A 17742-nucleotide genomic window follows, 5' to 3' on the forward strand; every position below is an offset into this window, starting at 1 on the left:
GTAGCGGAAAAGAGCCGGGAGCAGCGTTAAGCTTCTCTCATCCGGCTCTAAGGATTCTCATCGAATAACCGCCGTCCCGCGCGGCGAAGGCGATTCGACCCGATGCAAAAAGGAGACAGAACCGGAGCTTCCGGTTCTGCCTCCCTCGCCGTTCAGCGCAGCTTCTCCATTTCGTTCGCCGCCTCGGCCTCGGCCTGCGGATCGACCGTCCGGGAGGCGTTGCCGTAATCCTCGACCGCCTGCCACGCTCCCGCGTCGTCGAACCGGCCGGCATGGGACTGCCGGCCTTCGCCGGCGCCCTTCGGAGGCAGCGTCATGACCTGCTCCTCGACCGGCCGCTCCGGCGCCGGAGCGCGATCCGGCACGTTCTGCACCGTATGCCGAGTCGACGGAATCGCTTCGAGCCGCTCGAACGGGATCGGCTCTCCGGACTCGGCGTCGAGGCCGTACGTGCCGTCCTCCATCTGGCTGAGCGCGCGGTTCACCTGAGCGAGCTTCTTGCCCAGCTTCTCGTCCAGCGCCATGTCGCGCTCGCGCTCGAACGTCGTCGTCGCCGCATCCGCGGGATGATTGTCGTAGCTCGACAGCTCCCCGTCGGCTTCCTGCATCGTCGCCGGCCCGCCGTCCTCCGTATGGGCCGCGTTCAGCTCAAAATGCGCTTCCAGCTCGGCCTTCTCCTCCAAGAGAGCGGCTTTCAGCTGTTCGATCTGCGATGGCTTCAAATGGTTCATATCGGCTTCCTCCTCTGCGTTCGTGCGGGATTGAATACCTATACCCTCGGAAGCGAGCCGATGAAGCAGCCTGGCCGCCGGATCGAAGCCGAGAGCGGGCTGGGCAGCCACGAAAAAAAAACCCGTCCTGGCCGCGAGGCGGCAAAGACGGGGCGGATCGCATCAAGGCTTCGCCGGCACGCTGGCTTCCTCCCAGCTTCCGCTCGGATCGATCAGCAGCGCGTTCAGCTGATGCCCGTAGGCGCAGCCGCCGTCGATGCCGATCTTGTCGCCGGCGTTCCAGACGCCGGAGCCGTCCTGCAGCTTGCGCGTCTGCGTGTGGCCGAACACGACCGTCTTGCCGGCGGCCACCGGATGGCGCAGGAACGGCTCGCGGATCGTGTAGAACATCGGCGCGGGCTGCTTTTTCCACCGCTTGCCCCAGACGGGATCGAGGCCCGCGTGCGCGTAGATGAACCGCTCGTCCTCGGCGAACAGCTCCATGCCCTGCAGCAGCCGCACATGCTCGGGATGGCGCCGCCGGATGAGGCGCAGCGCTTCCTCCAGCTCGCCCTGCGGCCAGCTCCGATCCTCCGGCCAGCCCCCGTAGCTCGACAGAGCCGCCTTGCCTCCATGCTCGAGGAAGCTCCGCGCCAGTCCCGGGTGGCCGGTCTTCATCAGCTCCAGAAACCGATGGTCGTGGTTGCCCTTGAGCAGCACGACGCTCGCCCCGCCCTCGGCCTTCAGCCGGATCAGGGCGTCCAGCGCCCCCTTGCTGTCGGGTCCGCGCCCGACATAATCGCCGAGGAGCAGCAGCCGATCGGCCGCAGGGGCGTAGCCGACCTTGTCGAGCAGCCGGCGAAGCGCATCCGGACAGCCGTGGATATCGCTGATCGCGATCGTCCTTTTCATGCCCATCGCCCTCTCTCCTTTTTCGCTCTCGATCTCTCGATAGAGCCGTTTCCATTGCGAACGCCTGCGATCATTGCTAGAATACGAGTCGATGCCAGTCCACCAGCTTCTTACACCAGCGTCTTATCAGAAAGGAAGGATCGATCTTGCTGCAAGCCATCGTAGTGAACACGCCGGATCAGCTGGCCCAGTGCCTCGCCATCCGCAAGGAAGTATTCGTCGTCGAGCAAGGCGTCTCTCCCGAAGAAGAGTGGGACCTCTACGACGCCTCGCCGGACAGCTGCCTGCATCTGCTGCTCCTCGACGAGGAAGGAGCCGCGGTCGGCACCGGAAGAGTCAAGCCGTTCGACGACGGCATGGCCAAGCTGCAGCGCATCGCCGTGCTCGCCGGCCGGCGCGGCCGCGGCACGGGAGCCGCGCTCGTGCGGGCGATGGAGGATGCCGCTCGCGAGCGAGGTTATGCCGGAGCGGTGCTCGACGCGCAGTGCCAGGCGGAGGGCTTTTACGCCAAGCTCGGCTACGAGCCGGTCTCGCCGGACATTTTCCTCGATGCGGGCATTCCCCATGTGCGCATGTCTCGCCGCTGGAGCTGATCAGCCCTCGGCGGCATAGGTGGAGCGGGCGGCCTCGATGAGCGCTTCATACAGCTCGTCGTCCTCCTCCAGCTCCTCCTCCACTTGCTCGATCTCTTCCTCGGGACCGGCCTCGTTCAGGAAGAACAGGCCGTACGCCCAGTCCTTGCCCTTCTTGCTCTGCAGAGCGATCTCATACGGCTTTTTGTGGCCCGGCACCTCGAACTGCACCTTGCCGACGAATCCGTCTTCGTCCGTGCGGGTCATTTCCGCGTGAATCAGCTTCCATTCCATGCCTATTTTCCTCCCAAGCTCGAATAGACCTATCATACTCGATTCCGGGCAAAGGAAAAAGCTTCGCCAATGGCGAAGCCCGCTTAGGGGGGCCTTTTCGCCAACGGCGAAGCCCGACTAGGGGGCCTTTTCGCCAACGGCGAAGCCCGACTAGGGGGCCTTTTCGCCAGCGGCGAAGCCCGACTAGGGAATCTTTTCGCCAACGGCGAAGCCCGCTTAGGGTACGTTATCCGCTGCCTGGACGAGCAGGCAGCGACTGAATCGCGTCAGCGCGATCCCGGCAAGGGCGCGATCCGGCTGGCCAGCCAAGGATAGAGGCGCGCTCCCGTGCTGGAAGCCGCGAGCACGTATTCGACGCTGGAGCTGCGGCTCGTCAGCCGGACCCAGTCCCCCCAGGTCGGCAGCGGCTGATCCCGCAGCGGCGGCAGCGGCGACACGTACAGCTCCGAGTAGCGGAAGCGGAACGTCAGCGAGCGATTGAGCCCGTAGAACTGGAACACCGCCACGCTCGAGAACGTCGGGCGCAGCGCCTCGAACTCAAGCTCCTTTTCGCTCAACGTCAGCTGGCCGAACGCCTCGAACGGAATCGGCACCTTGCGCAGCAGCAGCCGCATGCGCGGAAACAGCGGATCGCGCTGCCGCTCGGACAGCGTGCATTCGCGGATGTAACGGTCGAGCATGCCCGGTCCGGCGACCCAGACGGCGTTGAATCGGATCATCGCGCTCCCTCCATCCCGCGCCGGCGCAGCCGCAGCTAAAGAAGAGGCGCGCAAGATGATCCATCCTATCGGGCCGACACCGGAATTATTCCTGCGGAGCCGCCGTTTCCGAGGAAGGAAATCCGCGGCGGACAGGGAACAAGCTTTGTTAGGAGGCCAGCCAAAAAAATCCTGACCGCAGAGCGGGCAGGATTGAAACGGGATCGCTTCCCGTAGTATAGTAATTAAGTCACGCAAAAACATCCACATAAAAATGGACATTAGATTTCTATCTTATATTACATCGAAACCACCCTCCCTGTCAAGCTTGCTTTTCAGAACGGAGGCGTGCCGATTCCAAGGAAAGGATGTGTCTCTCGATGGATGCAGAGCAATGGAACAAGGAACAGGCTCGGGTCGACGACGTCCGCAGCCAGCTGAAGGCGCGGATCGCAAGGGACGAGCCGCTCGTCTCGGAGCTGAAGTCGCAAGTCGTCGGCATCCGCTCGGAGTTCTGGGACGATGTCACCGTCAACCTCGCCGAGAGCGACGACCGGATCGAGACGGCGGTCAGCATGAAGCAGCAAGCGGAGGTGCTGTCCGAGCGGGAGCGCAGCCATCGCGCGCTGCGCAGCGGGCTGCAAAAGATGCGCCGTCTGCTCCCCGCGCCGTATTTCGGCCGCATCGACCTCGTCGAGGACGGGACGGACGGAACGCCGGAGCCGGTCTACGTCGGCGTCGCTTCCTTCCTTGCGGATGACGGAGAGACGTTCCTCGTCTATGACTGGAGGACGCCGATCGCGAGCCTCTACTACGATTACGGACCCGGCGCGGTCCGTTACGAGACGCCGGGCGGAGAGATCACCGGGGAGATGACGCTCAAGCGCCAGTTCTCCATCCGCGAGGGCCGCATCCGCTCGATGTTCGACACGGGCATGACGATCGGCGACGAGCTGCTGCAGGACGTGCTGAGCCGCACGTCCAGCTCGCAGATGCAGGCGATCGTCGGCACGATCCAGCAGGATCAGAACGCGATCATCCGCAACGACCGCGAGCGGCTTCTGATCGTGCAGGGAGCGGCAGGCAGCGGCAAGACGTCGGCGGCGCTGCAGCGCGTCGCCTACCTGCTCTACAAGCATCGCTCCCGCATCTCCGCCGAGCAGATGGTGCTCTTTTCCCCCAACCCGATGTTCAGCAGCTACATCTCGTCCGTCCTGCCGGAGCTCGGCGAGGAGAACATCAAGCAGACGACGTTCCAGGACTACCTCGAGCTGCGCCTCGGCAAGCGCTGGCGGCTGGAGGACGCCGCCGAGCAGCTCGAAGCGGTGCTGGCCGGGCCGGAGGCGGACGAGGAGATCCGGCTGCGCGCCGCGGCCATCCGCAGCAAGAGCTCCGTGCGCTTCCTGGAGCGGATCGAAGCGTTCGCGAGCGGCCTGCTCCGCTCCGGCATGCGCTTCAAGGGCTTCCGCCTGCGCGGACGGGTCGTCATCGCCCGCGGCCAGCTGGAGGAGCGCTTCTATGGCATGGACGCCTCGATCCGCCTGCCCAACCGGATCGAGCTGCTCAAGGAATGGCTGCTCGAGGAGCTGGAGCGGCTGGAGACGGAGGAGCGCGACGCCGACTGGGTGCGGGAAGAGATCGAGTATCTCGACAACGAGCAGTATCGAAAGATCCACAAGTCGCTGAGCCGCCAGCGGCGGGCCGGAGCGGACGAGGACGAGAGCGTGCTCGAGGAGCGGCTGCTGCGGGCCGAGGTCGCTCGCCGGACGTTCCGTCCGCTGCGCCGCCTCGCGGAAAGCCTCGCCTGGGTCGATGCCGCCGGCCTGTATAAGGATCTGTTCCGCGGCGAGCATGCCGCAGACGCGGAGGAGGAGCGCTGGAGCGAGATCGGCTCCCGCACGCTCTCGGCGCTGGAGGAAGGCCGCCTGCTGCACGAGGACGCCGCCCCGCTCCTGTATTTGACGGAGCTGGTGCAGGGCTTCCGCATGAACACGGCGATCCGCTACGTCATCGTCGACGAGGCGCAGGATTTTTCGGCGTTCCAGTTCCACTTCCTCAAGCGGCTGTTCCCGATGGCGAAAATTACGGCGCTCGGCGACTTCAACCAGGCGATCTTCGCCCACTCCACGGAGCTGGCGGCAAGCGCGTGGCTGCAGCGGCTGTACGGCCCCGAGCAGACGAAGACGATCGTGCTGCGCCGCAGCTACCGCTCGACCCGGCCGATCGTCGAGTTCACCCGCTCGCTGCTGCCGGACGGCAGCGGCATCGAGCCGTTCGACCGGCCGGGCGAGCTGCCCGTGCTCGTCCGCGCCGGCGGCCCCGAGGAGCGCGACCGGCTGCTCGGCGCCGATCTGCTGGAGCTGGAGGCGTCCGCGGCGACGGCGGCGGTCATCTGCCGGACCGAAGCGGAATCGCGGACCGCTTGGGAGCGCTTGCGGCGGATGCCCGGCCTCGAGAAGCTGAAGCTCGTGACGAAGGATACGGTCAAGTTCGAGACCGGCCTGCTCGTCATCCCCGCCTATCTCGCCAAAGGCGTCGAGTTCGACGCCGTGCTGCTCTACGACGCCAGCGCGGACGCCTATGGCGAGGAGCGCCTGCGCAAGCTGTTCTACACCGCCTGCACGCGCGCCATGCATGTGCTGCGCATGTATGCTCCGGGCGAGCCGTCGCCGTTTTTCGCCGACGCCGCTCCCGGCTCTTATCGCGAGGCGAATCCCGCCCGTTCCTAAGCGAACGTCACGTCCCGGTCCGGCATAGGATGCTGTAGCCTATCCGTGAAAGGACCGATCCTATGGACGTCACCGCCGGTTCCATCCACTGGCTTTACCTCGCTTTTGTCGGCGCCATCATCGTCCTGCTCAGCCTCCGCCGCGATACGACGATCGCCTGCCTGCTCGGCATCGGCGCGATCGGCTGGCTCGCCTCCGGCTCGGCGAGCGGCGCCGTCGGCGGCCTGTTCAACAGCTTGATCTACGCGATCAAGGAGCTGTCGGGCACGATCCTCATCATCTCGATCATCGTGGCGATGAGCCGGCTGCTCGTCGCCACCGGCATCAACGAAATCATGGTCTCCCCGTTCGCGCGCCTGCTGCGGTCGCCGGCGATGGCGTATTGGGGCATCGGCCTGATCATGATGACGGTCAGCTTCTTTTTCTGGCCGTCTCCGGCCGTCGCCCTGATCGGCGCCGTGCTGCTGCCGGTGGCGATCCGCGTCGGCCTGCCGGCGCTCGGCGCGGCGATGGCGATGAACCTGTTCGGCCACGGCATCGCCCTCTCCGGCGATTATGTGATCCAGGGCGCCCCCAAGCTGACCGCAGACGCGGCCGGCATCGGCGTCGCCCAAGTGATGGCGGCGAGCGTGCCGCTCGTCATCGTCATGGGCCTCACGACGACGGTCGCCGCCTTTTGGTTCATGCGGCGCGACATGAAGACCGGCGCCTGGCGCGACGGCCTCGTGCAGCCGTCGTCCGGCACGCTGTTCGGAGCGGCGGAGGACGGCGCGAGCGGCCGCTCCGGCGGCGACGGCGACAGGGCGATGCCGCTCCCGCTCGGCGCGAAGCGCGCGGCCGCGGTCGCGATCCCGCTGCTGTTCGCGCTCGACGTCTATCTCCTGTTCCGGCTCAACCTGCAAGGCGGAGACGCCACCGCGCTCATCGGCGGGACTGCCGCCCTCATCGTCGCCGTCCTGTCGCTGCTCGCCCATCGCGGACGCGGCCTCGAGAAGTCGACGACCTATCTGGTGGACGGCTTCACGTTCGGCTTCAAAGTGTTCGGCCCCGTCATCCCGATCGCCGCCTTCTTCTACCTCGGCGACTCGGCGCTGCCGGCCTTGTTCGGCGAGTCCGCCCTTCCGGCCGGCTCGCACGGCATCGTCAACGATCTGGGCGCGCTGCTGGCCCATTCGGTGCCCGTCAGCGGCGCCTTCGCGGCGGGCACGCTCACTGCCGTCGGAGCCATCACCGGACTCGACGGCTCCGGGTTCTCCGGCATCTCGCTCGCCGGCTCGGTCGCCAGCCTGTTCGGCACGGCGCTCGGCCACGGCACCGACGTGCTGACGGCGCTCGGCCAGATCGCGGCCATCTGGGTCGGCGGAGGCACGCTCATCCCGTGGGCGCTCATTCCGGCGGCGGCGATCTGCGGCGTCAGCCCGTTCGAGCTGGCCCGGCGCAACCTGAAGCCGGTCGCGATCGGACTCGTCGTGACGACGGTCGTAGCCGTATTTCTGCTTTGAGCCGATGCAAAAGCCCCATACGAAAGCCAAAAAGACGAAGCGGCCGCCCGGCTGCTTCGTCTTTTTGGCGAGCGGAATCGGTTCACCGCTAAAGTTTCTCCGGCGGCCAAACGGGTAAGAAGGAATCAGAACGAACACGACAAGGGAGGACCCGACGATGAACAAAAAAGTGCTCGGAACGGTGATCGGCGCAGGCGTGACGTATCTCATGCGCAACAAAAGCGCGCGGGACAAGCTGATCTCGACGGTTCGGAACTTCGCCTCGAGCCGCCAAGGCTCCGTGCAGCGCCCGGCCGCGCAGCCGGCTGACCGCAGCGGATCGTCCAAGATCTGAAGCACCGGCAACGGACGTCAAAAAGCATCCGTTCCTTCGGGAACGGATGCTTTTTTTGCCTCAAGTGAGCTCGGTCGCGCCATGGCCTTTCAAGGCGATACTGACCGATACGGTGATGTCCGCCTCCGCGAAATGGCGGTCCCAGTCGGCATGGATGCGGCTCCACGTCTTCGGCATCCGCACCCGCACCGACTCGTACAGTCCGATCGCATCGGCGCCGTACGTCTTCTGCAGCTTTTGGATGAGAAGATCGGCATTGCCCTTCAGCTTCCGTTCCAGCTTCTTTTCGACCTCCGCATAAAACGCTTCCGACACGCCGCCTCTGCCCGCATCCTTGTAGCTCCACGATTCCATCAGATCGCCTTCCGCCTCCAGCTCGATCCGGAAGGCGAATCGCCCGTCGGCCATCGAAGGCACGATCCGGCTGCGGACAGAATTGATCTCCATATCCAGCGGAGCGCCCAGCTCCGGATCGTCCAGCTTGAGCAAGCCTCCCTTGCGTCCGCCGCCTTTGATCCAGAACACCGTTTCCATGTCCTTTTCCGTAAGGAAGCCGATCAGCCTGCCGCTCGTCCCCTGGATGACCGCCGCGCCCGAGTAGACCAGCTCCTCCTTCGTCTTGACGACATTTTGGAGCAGAAAGCTCGTCTTGGCATGGAGCCGGCTCATCAGATTGTACATGCGGATCGGCTCGAGGATCTTGTTGTTGCGATATTGGTTGCGCACCGTCTCGGGAATCTGGAATCCGGGAATATCGCCTTTGTACAAAGGCTCCAGCGTATCGGAAGCCTTGCCTTTGCAGATCAGGACGAGCGGACTGAGCCGAATGTCGTTGTCGCGGAAGAAGAAGTCGAGGAAGGTCATCAGGTCATGCTTTCTTGCCAGGCGGTCTCCGATGACGATCACCTTGAGATGATGGCCCAGCGGGGCCGCATTCGTGCGCAGCGACAGCTGCCTGACGTTCTCCAGCAGCGAGTCGCCCGTCTGCGTCATGTTTTTGAACGGGCTGGACGATGTCTCGTCGCTGGTCGATCCGCCGATATCGCCGATCAGGCTCGGGAGGATGAGCTGGTACGTCGACGTGATGCGGTCCGTGCGGTCGACGCCGGGGCTTTTGCGCTGGAGCTCCCTCTCGCTTGCCGCCGGCTCGGGCACGTCCACCGCCACGGCGATCTCCAGGCTCTGCGTCTCGATCTCCTTGTTGCTCCAGCAGCCGCCCGTCAGCAGCAGCAGCGCGATCTGGCTCGCCGCCAGCATGCGCCGTGGAAAGCTAGACGCGGCCATGGGCGGCTCCCTTCTTCCATCGCTGCAGAACGAGCAGCAGAGCCGGAACGCCGACGGACAGCGCGGCTCCGGCCATCGAAAGATAGTCCCAGACGCGGAAGACATCCTCGATCGTCTTCGGGAGCTCCTGGACGATATAGATGAACGGAAGCTGCGCGAAAACAGCCGTGCGGAACGGAACGCGGAACAGCTGCGAGATGCCGAGGGACGAGGCGAACAGCGCGAGCACGAAGGTCGAGAAGAACTTCATGATCCAAATCGCCAGAATGAGCGATTCGTACCGCTCGAAGATCAGGCCCGGAATTTCGAAGCTGCGGATCAGATCGATCGTCGGCCATGTCCGCAGCGTAACTCCGTCGATGGAGAACGCTCCGATGACGATGACCGTCGTGACGACGTAGAACGCCATGCAGATGGCGATGGCCGCGGCATACGCCTTGCCGGCCGAGCGGGGCCGCTTCATGTAGGCGACGAGCAGCAGCATGAGCTCCGGACCGCTGTAGGCGAATGCGGCTGTCTTCATCGACCGCAGCACCGGCGGCAGGCCCTGGCCGAGCACGGGGAGCAGATGGCTGAACTCGACGACGCGCAGGCTGAGCAGCAGCACGACGAGCAGGATGAATCCGGTCAGCGGAAAGATGAGGTCGCTCGCCTGGACGATCGCTTGGATGCCTCCGAGGACGAGATAAGCCCCCAGCCAGAGGAAAGGCAGCGTGACGGCCCAGGAAGGCGTTCCTTCCAGCAAGTATTTCGTCGTGATTTCCTCCAGCGATCTCGCCTCCAGACCGCAGATGACGAGGAAATAAAGCACGAGGCTCGTTCCGAAAGCGGCTCCGAGCCCTTTGCCGATCAGCTTGCGGCCGTATTGGAAAATGGTCTCTCCGGGAAAGCTCAGGCTGAGCCGGCTGGCGAGCCAGCCCCCGGCGGCGGAAATGACGCCCGCGAGCATGAGGCTGAGCCATACGTCCGGCGTGCCCGCCTTGTCCACCAGCATGCGGGGGAGCACGAGTATGGCCGTAGCCAGCATGTAATTGACGATGAGGATGGAGATCTGCGTGTTCGTCAGCTTGTCGGCGTTCATAGGCCGTCTCCTCTCTTTTTTATTCCGACGGCTTGGCCGGGTCGCGCCGGTCCGCCGCCAGGAACCGCCGCCGCTCCAGCATGGCAGGCAGCGGGAAGCGGACGAGCATGTCCTTGAAGTCGTGGGCGCGGTACGATCCGAGCGGACGCAGGAACGGCGTGCCGAAGCTCTTGAGGCGGGACAGATGGGACAGCAGCAGCAGGAAGAACAGCACGACTCCGTACAAGCCGTAAACGGCGGCGCTGAACATCGCTCCGAAGCGCAGCATCCGGATGGAGATGCCGGCGCTGTAGACGGGAATCACGAACGACGAGATGGCCGTAATCGCCACGACGATGACCAGGATCGGACTGATGATGCCCGCTTGAACGGCGGCCTCCCCGATGATGAGGCCCCCGACGATGCCCATCGCCGGTCCGATCGGCTTGGGCAGTCGCAGCCCCGCCTCGCGCAGAATTTCCAGCGACACCTCCATGATCAGCGCTTCGATCAGCGAAGGGAACGGCACGCCCTGCCGGGCTCCGACCACGGTCAGGGCCAGCTTGGTCGGGATGAGTCCCGGATGGAACGAGGTGAAGGCGATATAAAGAGCGGGGGTGAACATCGCGATCAGGGCGGAGAAGAAGCGCAGCATGCGGATCAGCGAGCCGGGCAGCCAGCGCTCGTAATAATCCTCCGGCGACTGGATGATCATCGGCAGCGTGAACGGCGCGATCAGGGCGAACGGCGTCCCCTCCAGCAGGATCGCCGCCCTCCCCTCCAGCAGGCCCGACATCACCCGGTCCGGCCGCTCGGTATTTTGCAGCTGCTGGAACGGGCTGTAGGAGTTGTCCTCGATCATCTGCTCGATATACCCGGACTCCGGAAAGTCGTCCCCCTCCAAGCCGCGGATCCGCAGCTTCATCTCTTCGATCAGGCCGGCCTGGACTACGTCCCGCATGTAGACGATGAGCAGCGGCTTGCGCACGGCGCTGCCGACTTCGAGGCGCTCCATCGCCAGATCGGGCACGGAGCCGTACGAACGGAGCAGCGCGGCATTTTTCTCGAGCGACTCGCAAAAGCCGATCCGCGGTCCGCGCAGCACCGCCTCGGAGATCGGCTCTTCCAAGCTCCGCGCCTCGATATGCCGGGTATCGACCAGCAGCGCGTCGGGCAATCCTTCCGCGAGCAGCGCCGTGCTCCCTTCTTGGACCTCCTTCAGCAGCTCCTCCAGCCCTCCCGTCCAGCGCTCGGCTCCCGAGGCCTGCAGTCGCAGCTTGAGCCGCTCCGCAGCCGCTTCTCCGTCCTCCGGATGTTCCGGCGCAGGGAACGCGGCCATCTCCGTCCGGATCGCCTCCAGCTTGCTCTCCTGGACCATGCCCGGTATATAAAGCATCAGCGCGCGAGCCGTCCGCCCGAAGCTGATCTCGCGCCGCGCCATGTCGGCGCGGGTCTCCAGCCGATCGAGCAGCTCCTCTCGGAGCTCGCCCACGATGCCGTCCCCATCCCAAGCTTTCTCCGCCCGCCCCACGCCGCTCCCGCTCACCGCTTCCAATCCTTCTTCCTCGCCGGCTCCAGCTTCCGGGCGAGCGCGGACAGCGCCCAGGGCACGACGGCGGCCGTGACGGCGAATCCCCACATCGAGGGGGTCAGCAGCCGCTTCAACAGCTCCTCCATTCGCACACTCTCCTTTGACGGTTTGCTCTGCCTTAATGTGCGCGGGCTCCATCCAGCTTATCCCAAGACATGAAAAAGCCGGCGTCCGCATGGACGCCGGCTTGTACCCGTAAGCGCTGGATGTTGAGTCTACATTACAAAAAGGAAGAATAAGGCCGCCAAGACGAAGCGGTAGTACGCGAACCAGCTGAGCTTGAGCTTTTTGATCAGGTTGATGAAGGTGACGACGGCGATCAGCCCGACGATGAACGATACGACGAGGCCGACGAGCAGCAAGCCGTAATCTTCCCGGACGAGCAGGTCGCGGCTCTTGTACAGGTCGACTCCCGTCGCGCCGAACATCATCGGCACCGACAGGATGAACGTGAAGTCGGCCGCCGCCTTTTGGCTCGTGCCCATGAAGATGCCGCCGGAAATCGTCGAGCCCGAGCGCGAGAAGCCGGACCAGAGCGCGAGGATCTGGAAGACGCCGATGCCGAACGCCTGCTTGTAGGTGATGTCGTCGACCGTCTCCGCCGACGGCACATGCCGCTTCTGATATTGCTCGGCGGCGATCATGAGCAGGCCGCCCGCGATCAGCGCGAGCAGCACCGTCGTCGGTCCGAACAGATGCTCCTTGATGAAGCCGTGCAGCACGACGCCCAGGACGCCGGCCGGAATCATGCCGAGCACGATATGCAGCGCGTTGAGGCCCGAGCCCTTGGAGAAGTCGAACTTCAGGAAGCTGATGAACCGCTTGAAATAAAGGACAAATACGGCCAGCACGGCGCCAAGCTGCACGACGACCTCGAACGTGCCGGCCTTGTCGCCCGTAAAGTTCATCAGATCGCCTGCCAAAATCATATGGCCGGTCGACGAGACCGGCAAAAATTCCGTCAAGCCCTCGATGATGCCGAGGACGACCGCCTTGATGTAATCCACTCGCTCCACTCCTGTCCCTGCATGCTGATTTCGACTTTATCGGTTCCTTGAGAAATAGACGTCGGAAGGACGCCTTACCACGGCACGTCCCCGTCATCCTCCGGCGCGAGATCCGAAGCGGCGGCCGCCTCGGCCTCCGGCTCGGACGTCCCGATGACCTCCATCACCTGCGCGAGCTCCGGCGGATGCAGCAGCTCGACCGGCGACAGTCCCCGCTCGAACTGGAACGCGTCGCCCTCGATGACAGCGACGTATTTGCCGTTGTGGCGAGCGAAATGAAGCGAGCGGCCGAAGTCGGTGAGCAGGCCTTTGACCTGCACGCCGCCGAGCTTGAAGCTGAGCCCGAGATCCTCCTTCTGCTCGACGAGCAGGGCGGAAGCCTCGTACACCTGCTCCGGCGTCCAGCGCTCGAGCAGCTCCCGCTTCTCGGAGGCGGCCCAGATCTCGACGGCCTCCTCCTCTTCCTTGCGAAGCGGGCTCGCGTCGTCGCGCCACTTGTCCTCCATGTACTGCTGCACCATGTCCAGCACCTGCTCGCCCATCACCTCCGGCAGCGGACGCTCGTAGCTGACGAACTTGAGGAAGTCCTCGAAGTAGCGGGCATGCGACGCCTGGTGGATCTTGACCTCCCACGGCTCGAGCATGCCCTCCTCCGGCATGTGCGGGTACTGGATCGACTTGATCGTGCGCGCGCTGATCGCCATCTCGACGTTCGCGACGAGGCTGCGCTCGTCGGCGATGCGGGCGATCTTGGACTCGAAGTCGCACTTGAGCACGAACAGGAACGGCGTGTCGAACAGCTTGCTCAGCGTCGCCTGCACGGCGATGAGCGCTCCGCCCCGCACCGCCGAGGTGTCCATGTAGATCCGCACCAGCTCGTCCGCGATGCCGTGGAACCGCTCCGCCGTATCGGCCGTGCGAAGCCGCTGCAGCAAGTTGTAGTCGGGATTGCTGTCCAGCTCATAGCCGGGCTCGACCCGGAACCGTCCGATCTTGGTCGGAACGGACTCGGAGGGCGGATGCCGCTCTGCCTTGCGCTTCACGATGCGCGCGAACTCGCCGCTCAGGAAATCCTTGAGCGGGCTGTCCTCGTAATCCTCGCCGTCCATCGTCTGGAAGTGACGGAACCGCTTGCCGGAATCCGTTCCTTCCCCATCCGTCTGGATGACAAAAAAGCTTATGTACTGCACGTCAAATTCCATTCCCGCAAGACAGCTCCCTCTACCCTATTCTTCCAGATGGCCGGATATCACTTTCCTAGAATAGCATACTCGGCTTGGCCGCGACATGACTTTCAGCAGGCGGGCGCGATTGTAGCGCTGGACGAGAATGCAGGGAATATTCGCGATAAGCGCATATATCGTCATGATAATCATGCCGATCGCGTTATTCCACAACGCAAAAAGCGGCAGCGGCAGCAGCATCGCCCAGTGGGTCAGCTCTCCCCGACGCGTCTCCGCCGCGAAGCGCTCGAGATACTCGCGGCTGCCTGAGCGCAGGCGCCGCTTCGGAAAGCCCGCCTTCACCCACCCGCCTCCATCCGGCAGTCGGTCCTTCCAGCGCTGGACGAGCAGCCGCCGCTCGTACCAGCGGCCGCCGGCCTCGAAGCCGCGCAGGCGGGTCACCGGCCCGTCGGCGGCGAAGCGCTCCCAGGGGATGCGGATCGCGGCGGCGACGGCTGCTCCATGCAGGAGCAGCCAGACGGCGGCATCAAGCAGGATGACGGCCGCCGGGCCGAGCTCATGCGACATCGAGATCCCTCCCTTTCCAGCTCACGCGGCGGCGAACGAAGGCGCGATAGAAGGACAGCGCGAACACGGCGAAAAAATAGAGCAGCGGCAGCGGGTACAGCAGCGCGGCCAGCCAGCCGAAAGAGCCCGCGTGCTTCCAGGCCCGCCGCGCGCTGAGGACGGCGAGCGCGTAGAGCAGCGCGGCGGCGGACAGCGCCCCGGCGGCTGGAAGGCCGCCCTGCGCGAGCGCCGCCGCTGCCGCGAGCAGCTGCTCGAGCCATGCCGCGGCGGCGCCGGCCAGCCCGCTGACCCAGCCGATCATGAGCAGCAGCGCCGCCGCCGGCGTGCCGCCGGCTCCGAGCGCGATGCTTTTGCTCCAGCCCGCCGTCATCTCGCTCCAGCCGCCCGCATACATGCGGAAGGCCAGCCGCTCTCCGCCCAGCAGCGCCAAGCTCCGCCTGCCGCAGGCGGCGAAGCGGGCGGCCAGGCGGTCGTGGTCGAGAATCTCCCCCTTGACCGCCTCGTGGCCGCCTGCCGCCTCGTAATCGTCGCGCCAGCAGGCGAGGCAAGGCCCGAACGAGCCCGGCCGGGGGCCGCCGACGCGCCGCCAGGCGGCGAACCGTCCCGAGCCGGCGATGACGGCGGCATTCAGCATCGCCGACAGCTGCTCGCGGAGGCTGTCCGCGCGATGCCAGGGCTGCACGGTGACGACGGTGCCGGCCGGGCAGGCGGCGGACAGCGCCTCGAGAAAGTCCGGCCCCGGACGGGCGTCCGCGTCCAAAAAGACGATCCGGCCGCTTGCGGAGGCGGCTGCGCCCCGGCTGCACGCCCAGTTTTTGCCCCGCCAGCCTGCAGGCAGGCTGCCGGCCGGAACGACGCGCACGCCCGCATGCTTGGCCGCGGCGGCGGCGGTTCCGTCCGTCGAGCCGTCGTCGACGACGACGATGTCCGCTTGAACCGTCTGGCCGAGCAGCAGCGGCAGCAGCGCCTCGAGATTGCGAGCCTCGTCGCGCGCCGGAATGACGACGCTCCAGCGCCCGGCCTGCGCTGCCTCCTTGTCCGCAGACGAGCCAGCCTCGCGGAAAGATTCATTTGCCCCCGCCGGCTCGAGCTCGCTCCCGAGCTTTGACGCCGTCAGCCGCCGCTCGGCCAGCAGCAGCCTGCCAAGCGCCAGCAGCCCGAAGGTCAGCCACCATCCTGCATCCATGCCAGTCCCTCCCCGTTTCGTACGATGCTTGATTTTTTGCCCCCCGCCGCGTATTCGCGGAGCGAAAAGCGCCCACAATGGGTAAAAGAGGAAATCGGGAGATTTGCCCGGTCCTAAGCTAGTATGGACGATCCATCGCCCGTCAAAACCGCATGGACTAGAGGAGGAGCTAGAGTTGAAAAAAACGATCATCGTCGTCGGAGGCGGCCTGGCCGGCCTGTCGGCTGCGATCCGCCTGAGCGCGGACGGCCACCAGGTCACCGTGCTCGAAAAGAACGAGCGCGCCGGAGGCAAGCTGAACATCCGTTCCGGCAAAGGCTACCGGTTCGACACCGGTCCGTCGATTCTGACGATGCCCTGGACGCTGGAGCAGCTGTTCCGCTCCGCCGGCCGCGACCTGCATGACTATGTCCAGCTGAAGCGCGTCGAGCCGCAGTGGCGCGGCCTGTACGAGGACGGCGCGACGCTCGATCTCGTCGGCGACCTGCCGCAGATGCTGGAGGCGATCGGAGAGCTGTCGCCGGACGACCGCGAGCGCTTCCTCGGCTATTTGGACTACAGCCGCAAGCAGTACGATCTGAGCCTGAAAAGCTTTTACAGCCGCTCGCTGTCCGGCCTGCCGGACCTGCGCCAGCAGCATACGCTCAAGGAGCTGCTCGCGATGGATCCGATGAAGACGACCGCGCAGCTGACCGCCCAGCATCTGAAGCATCCGCAGCTGCGCCAGATCTTCAATTTCTTCACGATGTATGTCGGCTCCTCCCCGTACGCCGCGCCGGCCGTGCTCTCGCAGCTGACGTACGTGCAGATGGGGCTCGGCATCTACTTCGTCGAAGGCGGGATGTACGAGATCGCCCGCGCCGAGCTGCGGCTGCTCGAGGAGCTCGGCGCCCAGGTGCGCACGGGAGCCGAGGCGGCGGACATCCTCGAAGCCGGCGGCCGGGCCGTCGGCGTGCGTCTGGCGAGCGGCGAGGAGCTGCGCGCCGATGCCGTCGTCTGCAACCTGGAGGCGATCCCGGCCCATCGCTCGCTGCTGCGGGACGTGCCGGGCGCCGATCGCCAGGCGGAGAAGCTCGCCAAGTATGAGCCGGCCGTATCCGGGCATGTGCTGCTGCTCGGCGTGAACCGCAGCTACGAGGCGTTCAAGCATCACAACTTCTTTTTCTCCCGCGATCCGGAGCGCGAGTTCCACGACATGTTCGTCGGCAAGATTCCGACTGACGACCCGACCGTCTACGTCGGCATCTCGTCCAAGACCGACCCGTCGCAGGCGCCGGAAGGCTGCGAGAACTGGTTCGTGCTGACGCATGTGCCGCCGCTGCGCGAGGGCGAGAGCTGGGAAGCCCATCGCTCCCGCTACCGCGAGCTCGTGCTGGACAAGCTCGAGCGGATGGGCGCCGACGGGCTCCGCGGGCATATCGAGTACGAGGAGCAGTTCATTCCGGACGATCTGCAGCAGCTGTACGGAGCGAACGGCGGCTCCATCTACGGCGTCGTCACCGACCGCAAGCTGAACGGCGGCTTCAAGATTCCGAGCCGCAGCCCGCTGCTCGGCGGCCTCTACTTCGTCGGCGGCTCCACGCATCCCGGCGGCGGCGTGCCGATGGTGACGCTGAGCGGCCAGCTGACGGCGGACCTGATCCGCGAGGATCTGTCCGCCTCCGAGGCGATGTAGTCCAGCCGACGCTAGAGCGTGCCGAGGGTGACCGATTCCGCTTGAAAAAGGGCTTTCGCCGGACCGATCCACGGTCGCGGCGAAAGCCCTTTTTTTGACGTCCGTCCACTCAGCGCCTGAACGAAGAAGTCGGCTTGCCCGTCTCGCGACGGCCGGCCTCGGACTTCCGCCGGCTTTTGCGGCGGCGATACGGAAGCGTCCATCGCGGCCGCTCTTCGAGCAGCGACAGCGACAGCCGGGCGAAGCCGAGGAATAGAGCCATGCCGAGCGAATAAATTCCGAACGGCCCTAGAAAAAACAGCACATACAGCAGCAATAAGATTCCAACGCGTCCGCACAAGGCCAGCATGCCGATTCAGCTTCTCCATTCCGAAAAGAAATAAGACCTTCAGGCTTTCTGCATGAATAGGCATATTTTACCACAATATTCTGGAAAG

General features: G+C 65.1%; 17 protein-coding genes. 5 read left to right on the forward strand and 12 right to left on the reverse strand.

Annotated elements, in window-relative coordinates:
* Window positions 1-152 precede the first annotated feature (152 nt).
* Together H582_RS25760 and H582_RS0103000 are read right to left on the reverse strand one after the other, a co-directional pair.
* Complete coding sequence (locus H582_RS25760; protein WP_052332911.1) at window positions 153-731, reverse strand: TraR/DksA C4-type zinc finger protein; 579 nt, start codon at window positions 729-731, stop codon at window positions 153-155.
* Window positions 732-893: 162 nt separating this feature from the next.
* Window positions 894-1628: a metallophosphoesterase family protein gene (locus H582_RS0103000; protein ID WP_052332912.1), complete on the reverse strand. Its 735-nt coding sequence runs from the start codon at window positions 1626-1628 to the stop codon at window positions 894-896.
* A 140-nt stretch (window positions 1629-1768) separates the two neighbouring features.
* Here H582_RS0103000 and H582_RS0103005 point away from each other — a divergent pair, with 140 nt between their 5' ends.
* Window positions 1769-2215 carry a GNAT family N-acetyltransferase gene (locus H582_RS0103005; protein WP_307719981.1) on the forward strand — a complete coding sequence of 149 codons (447 nt, stop codon included), beginning with the start codon at window positions 1769-1771 and terminating at the stop codon, window positions 2213-2215.
* Here H582_RS0103005 and H582_RS0103010 read toward each other — a convergent pair whose 3' ends face one another.
* Entirely contained in the window at window positions 2216-2488 is a 273-nt protein-coding gene (locus tag H582_RS0103010) for a hypothetical protein (protein WP_028597318.1), read from the reverse strand. It lies immediately after the preceding gene.
* Window positions 2489-2754: 266 nt separating this feature from the next.
* Entirely contained in the window at window positions 2755-3207 is a 453-nt protein-coding gene (locus H582_RS0103015) for a hypothetical protein (protein ID WP_028597319.1), read from the reverse strand.
* A 359-nt stretch (window positions 3208-3566) separates the two neighbouring features.
* On the opposite strand from H582_RS0103015, the gene helD reads away from it, so the two are divergent.
* From helD to H582_RS31565, 3 genes are all read left to right on the forward strand, one after another.
* Window positions 3567-5915, forward strand: a complete 2349-nt coding sequence (gene helD / locus H582_RS0103020; RefSeq protein ID WP_028597320.1) for an RNA polymerase recycling motor HelD — start codon at window positions 3567-3569, stop codon at window positions 5913-5915.
* 62 nt (window positions 5916-5977) lie between these two features.
* Window positions 5978-7417 carry a hypothetical protein gene (locus tag H582_RS0103025; RefSeq protein WP_028597321.1) on the forward strand — a complete coding sequence of 480 codons (1440 nt, stop codon included), beginning with the start codon at window positions 5978-5980 and terminating at the stop codon, window positions 7415-7417.
* Between the two features lie 157 nt (window positions 7418-7574).
* Entirely contained in the window at window positions 7575-7751 is a 177-nt protein-coding gene (locus tag H582_RS31565) for a hypothetical protein (RefSeq protein ID WP_153783699.1), read from the forward strand.
* A 60-nt stretch (window positions 7752-7811) separates the two neighbouring features.
* Here H582_RS31565 and H582_RS0103035 read toward each other — a convergent pair whose 3' ends face one another.
* The 8 genes from H582_RS0103035 to H582_RS0103070 all read right to left on the reverse strand — a co-directional run bounded on the left by H582_RS0103035 (window position 7812) and on the right by H582_RS0103070 (window position 15630).
* A complete protein-coding gene (locus tag H582_RS0103035) occupies window positions 7812-9035 on the reverse strand; it encodes a Ger(x)C family spore germination protein (RefSeq protein WP_164820142.1) in 1224 nt (407 codons plus the stop codon).
* Window positions 9022-10116 carry a GerAB/ArcD/ProY family transporter gene (locus H582_RS0103040; RefSeq protein WP_028597323.1) on the reverse strand — a complete coding sequence of 365 codons (1095 nt, stop codon included), beginning with the start codon at window positions 10114-10116 and terminating at the stop codon, window positions 9022-9024. Before H582_RS0103040 ends, H582_RS0103035 begins: the two co-directional genes overlap by 14 nt.
* A 19-nt stretch (window positions 10117-10135) precedes the next feature.
* A complete protein-coding gene (locus H582_RS25765; protein WP_240478918.1) occupies window positions 10136-11587 on the reverse strand; it encodes a spore germination protein in 1452 nt (483 codons plus the stop codon).
* Between the two features lie 50 nt (window positions 11588-11637).
* Window positions 11638-11772, reverse strand: coding sequence for a hypothetical protein (locus H582_RS33080; protein WP_255309697.1), 135 nt, complete (start codon window positions 11770-11772; stop codon window positions 11638-11640).
* 129 nt (window positions 11773-11901) lie between these two features.
* Window positions 11902-12693: an undecaprenyl-diphosphate phosphatase gene (locus tag H582_RS0103055; protein ID WP_043110844.1), complete on the reverse strand. Its 792-nt coding sequence runs from the start codon at window positions 12691-12693 to the stop codon at window positions 11902-11904.
* A 74-nt stretch (window positions 12694-12767) separates the two neighbouring features.
* On the reverse strand, window positions 12768-13895 hold the full coding sequence (locus H582_RS0103060) for a DUF3900 domain-containing protein (RefSeq protein ID WP_043110845.1): 1128 nt from the start codon (window positions 13893-13895) through the stop codon (window positions 12768-12770).
* Between the two features lie 24 nt (window positions 13896-13919).
* Window positions 13920-14444, reverse strand: a complete 525-nt coding sequence (locus H582_RS25770; protein ID WP_052332914.1) for a glycosyl-4,4'-diaponeurosporenoate acyltransferase CrtO family protein — start codon at window positions 14442-14444, stop codon at window positions 13920-13922.
* Window positions 14434-15630, reverse strand: coding sequence for a glycosyltransferase family 2 protein (locus tag H582_RS0103070; protein WP_028597326.1), 1197 nt, complete (start codon window positions 15628-15630; stop codon window positions 14434-14436). The genes H582_RS25770 and H582_RS0103070 overlap by 11 nt, the downstream gene beginning before the upstream one ends.
* A gap of 175 nt (window positions 15631-15805) precedes the next feature.
* Between H582_RS0103070 and H582_RS0103075 the strand changes: the two genes are divergently transcribed.
* Window positions 15806-17305, forward strand: a complete 1500-nt coding sequence (locus tag H582_RS0103075; protein WP_028597327.1) for a phytoene desaturase family protein — start codon at window positions 15806-15808, stop codon at window positions 17303-17305.
* Window positions 17306-17742: the final 437 nt, after the last annotated feature.

This window comes from Paenibacillus pasadenensis DSM 19293 (assembly GCF_000422485.1).
Taxonomy (GTDB): domain Bacteria; phylum Bacillota; class Bacilli; order Paenibacillales; family Paenibacillaceae; genus Paenibacillus_O; species Paenibacillus_O pasadenensis.

What these genes read in the sequence shown, in the direction of transcription:
- H582_RS25760 (WP_052332911.1), bottom strand. Translation starts at nt 731, where the DNA reads ATGAACCATTTGAAGCCATCGCAGATCGAACAGCTGAAAGCCGCTCTC.
- H582_RS0103000 (WP_052332912.1), bottom strand. Translation starts at nt 1,628, where the DNA reads ATGGGCATGAAAAGGACGATCGCGATCAGCGATATCCACGGCTGTCCG.
- H582_RS0103010 (WP_028597318.1), bottom strand. Translation starts at nt 2,488, where the DNA reads ATGGAATGGAAGCTGATTCACGCGGAAATGACCCGCACGGACGAAGAC.
- H582_RS0103015 (WP_028597319.1), bottom strand. Translation starts at nt 3,207, where the DNA reads ATGATCCGATTCAACGCCGTCTGGGTCGCCGGACCGGGCATGCTCGAC.
- helD (WP_028597320.1), top strand. Translation starts at nt 3,567, where the DNA reads ATGGATGCAGAGCAATGGAACAAGGAACAGGCTCGGGTCGACGACGTC.
- H582_RS0103025 (WP_028597321.1), top strand. Translation starts at nt 5,978, where the DNA reads ATGGACGTCACCGCCGGTTCCATCCACTGGCTTTACCTCGCTTTTGTC.
- H582_RS31565 (WP_153783699.1), top strand. Translation starts at nt 7,575, where the DNA reads ATGAACAAAAAAGTGCTCGGAACGGTGATCGGCGCAGGCGTGACGTAT.
- H582_RS0103035 (WP_164820142.1), bottom strand. Translation starts at nt 9,035, where the DNA reads ATGGCCGCGTCTAGCTTTCCACGGCGCATGCTGGCGGCGAGCCAGATC.
- H582_RS0103040 (WP_028597323.1), bottom strand. Translation starts at nt 10,116, where the DNA reads ATGAACGCCGACAAGCTGACGAACACGCAGATCTCCATCCTCATCGTC.
- H582_RS33080 (WP_255309697.1), bottom strand. Translation starts at nt 11,772, where the DNA reads ATGGAGGAGCTGTTGAAGCGGCTGCTGACCCCCTCGATGTGGGGATTC.
- H582_RS0103060 (WP_043110845.1), bottom strand. Translation starts at nt 13,895, where the DNA reads ATGGAATTTGACGTGCAGTACATAAGCTTTTTTGTCATCCAGACGGAT.
- H582_RS25770 (WP_052332914.1), bottom strand. Translation starts at nt 14,444, where the DNA reads ATGTCGCATGAGCTCGGCCCGGCGGCCGTCATCCTGCTTGATGCCGCC.
- H582_RS0103070 (WP_028597326.1), bottom strand. Translation starts at nt 15,630, where the DNA reads ATGGATGCAGGATGGTGGCTGACCTTCGGGCTGCTGGCGCTTGGCAGG.